This is a genomic window from Endozoicomonas sp. ONNA2 (genome assembly GCF_024606365.1).
Taxonomy (GTDB): Bacteria; Pseudomonadota; Gammaproteobacteria; order Pseudomonadales; family Endozoicomonadaceae; genus Endozoicomonas.
This window is the reverse complement of the sequence record NZ_JAHHPO010000863.1, coordinates 1-4,694: the sequence shown is the minus strand read 5'-3', so window position 1 is coordinate 4,694 and position 4,694 is coordinate 1. Positions and strand designations below refer to the sequence as shown.

The window sequence follows — 4,694 nt, the reverse complement described above, 5'->3', positions numbered from 1 at the left end:
AAAGGCAGCCTTTCAGACAGGCGGGGTACGAGCAACTGGTTAAATATTGATCAATAAAAATCCTCATATTCCGGATACTGCTCCGGCGCTTCACCTTTACGTTCGATCACCTGGATATCAGACGTACTCTCTTCACTGCCGTGCATGACCACGATGTCAAACTCCCAGTTATCACCATAATCAAAGAAAAAGGTGATCTTCATTCCGGGAACCGGCTCAAGTTGACGCAGCCGGGTTTCAGTCACACAGGCATCGCAGAAATCCACCGCTGGATGACCAATCATCCGGTCGGCACCAAATGGGCTTAGATACTGAAAGTGATAAAGATGATCACAATCAAAATCAAAGGCGTCAAGGATGGCTTCTGCCAGATCTTCAAGCAGGTGGTCAGCGGATACTTTCAATGTACGGGCGCACTGACTCCCCAAAGCAACGGACAGGACATAACTGGCAGCAATCACCGGCTCCGGTAATTCCAGGTTTTTTTGAACATCTGGCCGAATTGCTTTTATCGCGGGCAGCAGATTGATGTGTTCATAGTCGTCTTCATATTCATCGTCTTTCAGCGAGTCGATAAACCCTTGCCGACAGGCGTTTAAAAACAACTGCCCCCAGGGCGTTAATTTCAGGAAATGGATTTCCCGATTGCTATCCTCAAGCTGAAATTCGGCCATCCCGGCCATTTTGAGAATGGTCAGGTTGAACGCCTAACCCCTGCGTAACCAGAAGCCCGGATCCCTGGCCGCTTTGCCTTGCCATAGGTCGGTGTCGCCGTACCTCATCATAAACCCGGGCAGAAAGCGGTTATCAATAGTATTGATTCGCTCCCCGACGCTCATGGCATAACCTCGATTAATCCACGCTTCCAGCAGGGAAAAATATCGTTCAGCACCATTCATGCCCTGCCACTGCTGGTAAAGCGCCCCGTTGATATGAAGTACTGTATTTCCCCTGCTATCTGGCCGAAGGGCGGCCAGTCCCGAACTGCGACCCAGCAATAATAGCCCCATGAGCCGGGCATAATTAGTGGTCATTGGTCGTTTCAAGGTCAGCACTTCGGGGCTGTAGAGCAGACTGTTCAGTGGCTCAGCCCATTTAACCGGTGGCAGGTTCTTGCTTTTAGAAACCTGAACCGGATTTTTCACCAGGTAATCCAGAAAAACATTAACATCCCGGAGGAATACCTGGTGATGGTCCGACAGGGTAAATGCTGCTATGGCTTCTGCCGTTTTTGGTTCAAATAACATTGGCTTCATTCTTATTGCTAACTCAGTTTTGTTGATTTAAATCAATTGTTTAATTGCGGTAAATACGTAATATATACTCATTCATTGAGTGATTGCCGAAGTCGGTAACGATTGTTCGGGGCCTGGTAATAAGAACACCAAATACTCACTCTCTGCCTAAGAATAAATACCACCCAAATAATAATAAAAACGGCTTACGGCTGATGGATCAGCACTTGCAGCCTTGCTTTTGGCAAGATTGTTCATTGTTACCTACGGGAGAGTCAGCAGTGTATCCCGTATTCAGACGGGCAAGATGATACGTCACTGACCGTAAAATAATAGCCTCAACCAACAGGCCAGGGCCTTGAGTTGAGTGAAGCACTGCATCAGGGAAGAGGTGTTCAGGTATCACAGTAACGTGAACCAATGGAAGCTCCGAAAAACCAGGCAGGATGCACAGGAAATCCCAACGACACTGTTCGTTCTCTACGGCCTCGTTTTATGCGAGGTTTTTGTTATTGTATTTCTTGTCGTCCCATGAGTTTAAACAGGAAGAAAGCTTATTAAGCAGGGCATTGTTATTTGTTATGAGATGCCCTGATGGTTGATCAGAGTTGGGTAATTAGTGCCTGTCAGAAAACCCATGAATAATCCGTGTCAACAGGCACTGACAAAATTTTTTTGAAAACAAAACAGGCCGCTCATGCCAGTCGCCTCCTTTTTTGATCAAAACTTGATCATTTTCCCGTTTTTCGGGTGTTCGTAATCTTCACCCAACGATGATCGATTGTTTTCTGGTACGCTTCTCCGTTCAGGCTGCTTTTTTGACAGCCTGACTGGATTGCTTTTGCAGTACAGAGCCCAAGCGGTGCAGATTGGTTCCTAAAACCGCCAGGCCAACATACCGACGATAACCGTCAATCCCTGAGTCCGGGCATCGGTCCAGCCCGTGCTGCTCAAGTGCATTAATGTCGGACTCTACGGCAGAATGCTTCTTCATTGCCCTGACAAACTCAGGGTGTCGTTCACGCTTCCGGTCTTGTTCAGACCATCGCCCCTTTTTGGGTAAGACGGCTCGGTCAAGAAATGTTTCCAGCTTTTCAAGGTTCTCTTTTGACCAGAATCCCCGGTCATAACTGACCTGCGATACTTCAGGAAACCGCTGTTTGCGCCTTTAGCAATGGCTACAGTCACCTGGTCCTCAGTCTGTTTTTCCATGACCAAATGGTGAAGGGTGAAACCAAACTGATCTTGTAGCACGCACACCCTGAGGCCGAGTTCTACAGGAACGCCTGCTTTTCCTTTACTGATCCATTCCGTATGGCGTTCGAATAACGAAAAAACCTTCCTCACTGTGCGGGATGGTTTCATGGTTCAGTACACGACGGATAATCAGTTGACACTGGTAGTCTGCATCTTTTATCCAGCGCTCCAGCTCTTTCAGTCGTAAGTCTCCGGGTATCCGTGCTTTCAAGAGATTCAAGGTTATTTCAGCCTTGCGGATAAGCTTCTGGCTGTAGGCTACATACTCAGCATGGACGGTTTCGATATCATGCTGACGTGCTTCACGAAGCGACTCATTGGACGACGTTGACCGTTTCAGGTTACGGGCTTTGTGAAAACGCTTTTTGTGCTGATCCTGCAGGTAGTTGCTCTGTCGCCACAGGCTTTCCTGTTGCTCTGACGACAGACAGGCTGCCCACTCGATCATCTTGCGAACGGCATCCCGGAGCAGGTTAATATCCGTTGGAAAGTGGGCATTGGTTTTTACGACAAACGAGTCAGCGCGGGCGCATATCCGCTCTTCTTTTTTTTTACCAGCTGGTGACCGGCATTAACCACAATCTGGTTGATCTCGTCCAGTATTTCCGGGGTGAACAGGGCGATATTATCCTGCAAAGTCTGGATGTGATAAGAGTGGGTACAGTACGGTCCGTGTCCGAGCATTTGCCGTAATGTACCGTGTTCATTGGCCAGCTCCTGAAGGCGGTCGTAGTCGCAGTTGATGGTCAGACGCAGGGTGCCAAAAATCAGTATTTTCCAGAGATCCATACCAGGGCGGCCATTGTCACGGCTGGCGGGTATCATTCGCTCAAGGGCTCGGAAAACCTGCGCTCTCAGCTCTGGGGTGACCCAGATATGCTGAAAAGCCCGCAAGAGGCGGGGTATGTCGTCCCTGGATTTGGGGTTGAAGGTGATGGCAGAGATATCGACATCACCTAACTGCATTTGTGGCTTGATGGTTTGGCGCATGAGTGAGAAAACAGCCTGTCAGTGGAAATCTTCAATGATTAAGTTGGGCCACAGGCTGTTGTTTTCAAGGGCTGATGGGTTTTCGGACAAGCACTAACTATATTGTTAGTAATTCAGGATCTTAAGTAAATCCATCTATTTGTACTTATCGTTTTAATCAAACGACGCGATGTTCGACTTTTATTACTCTTCCAACAAATAGGGTCCCCTTAATTTGCAAGAGCTTCAGAGTAAACACCTGTATGACCAACCTCTAAAGTGAGCAGAAAATAGCCATATTTTACGACCATAGCCGTTAGAGTTGATGCTGTTTATGCTAAACCTTAGTACGGTATTTATACTGCAACCCTTGGTATATAAGGATTTCTGGAGCTTTAGACATTCTTTAAAAAGTCGAACATCGCGTTCAAACGGTAAGTAATCTGATTATTATAAGATACTGTTCACTGTCCTCTGGATAGGCAAACGGAATCAGCTGCTGAGCCTCTACTGGAGCCCCATTAGAACGATCAAAGATAACGGTAAACTGTCGGTTATCCGCCAGGGTCAGGCTCATAGTTTTATTTGCCGCTTTGGACAATGCAAACAGGCTCTTGACCGTTAATCGGGAAACCCAACCGGCCTCACCATTGCCAGAAAGAATAATAGGACGGCCATGAACTAACAGACCTTCCTGTACCAATAAAGCCCCGGTCAGGCTGCGCTGTGTGGTTTGCTGTACCGGGTTCCATTCAAACTCATTGATCCATAGCAGATCATCGGGCAGTGTTATGGTATCTAGCTGCATTAGACCGTCCTCATACCTGCGTTTCTCAGGGCTTCCAAAAGCTGGGCTTCATCTCCCGGTGCCACCCCAACATTGACATCACCCCCCGGATATTCCAGCCGGATAATACGCTGAGGGCTTTGTGAGGCAGTGCTTTGAGCAGGAAGGGTTGTACTACCGTTATTTTCTTGCAGAGCTTGCACTCTTTCATTATTGGCTTGCCGCCTGCGCTCGTTATAAATTTGCTCGCTGATTTGCAGTGCTTGGTTAATATTGCGGATGGCATCCTGATCTCCGCTGGCGATCGCTTCTGCCTGCTGAGAGCGTAAATCATCCCGCTGATTTTGATAGCGCCGCCGCTCAATATCCGATTGCCTGCCCTGCAATCCATCCAGGGCGATAGAACCAGACGTACGACCATCCACTAAACACAAAACTTGACTTTC

The 4,694-nt window shown here is 47.9% G+C and carries 4 protein-coding genes and 1 pseudogene; all 5 read right to left on the bottom strand.

Going from position 1 to position 4,694, the window contains the following annotated elements; all coding sequences use genetic code 11:
- Nucleotides 1–50: 50 nt before the first annotated feature.
- Nucleotides 51–674: a plasmid pRiA4b ORF-3 family protein gene (locus KDK14_RS15335; RefSeq protein WP_257266045.1), complete on the bottom strand. Its 624-nt coding sequence runs from the start codon at nt 672–674 to the stop codon at nt 51–53.
- 33 nt (nt 675–707) lie between these two features.
- Nucleotides 708–1,247 (bottom strand): hypothetical protein, encoded by a 540-nt coding sequence (locus tag KDK14_RS15330; RefSeq protein WP_257266044.1) that lies wholly within the window; start codon nt 1,245–1,247, stop codon nt 708–710.
- Nucleotides 1,248–2,040: 793 nt separating this feature from the next.
- Nucleotides 2,041–3,482, bottom strand: a pseudogene (locus KDK14_RS15325) (ISNCY family transposase).
- Nucleotides 3,483–3,888: 406 nt separating this feature from the next.
- Nucleotides 3,889–4,269, bottom strand: a complete 381-nt coding sequence (locus KDK14_RS15320) for a hypothetical protein (protein ID WP_257266043.1) — start codon at nt 4,267–4,269, stop codon at nt 3,889–3,891.
- Nucleotides 4,269–4,694 (bottom strand): hypothetical protein (locus KDK14_RS15315; RefSeq protein WP_257266042.1); only part of this gene is annotated, 426 nt, incomplete at its 5' end. The genes KDK14_RS15315 and KDK14_RS15320, both read right to left, overlap by 1 nt.

Excerpts from the sequence above, each read along its gene's own strand:
- KDK14_RS15335 (WP_257266045.1), bottom strand. The coding sequence starts at position 674 with ATGGCCGAATTTCAGCTTGAGGATAGCAATCGGGAAATCCATTTCCTG.
- KDK14_RS15330 (WP_257266044.1), bottom strand. The coding sequence starts at position 1,247 with ATGTTATTTGAACCAAAAACGGCAGAAGCCATAGCAGCATTTACCCTG.
- KDK14_RS15320 (WP_257266043.1), bottom strand. The coding sequence starts at position 4,269 with ATGCAGCTAGATACCATAACACTGCCCGATGATCTGCTATGGATCAAT.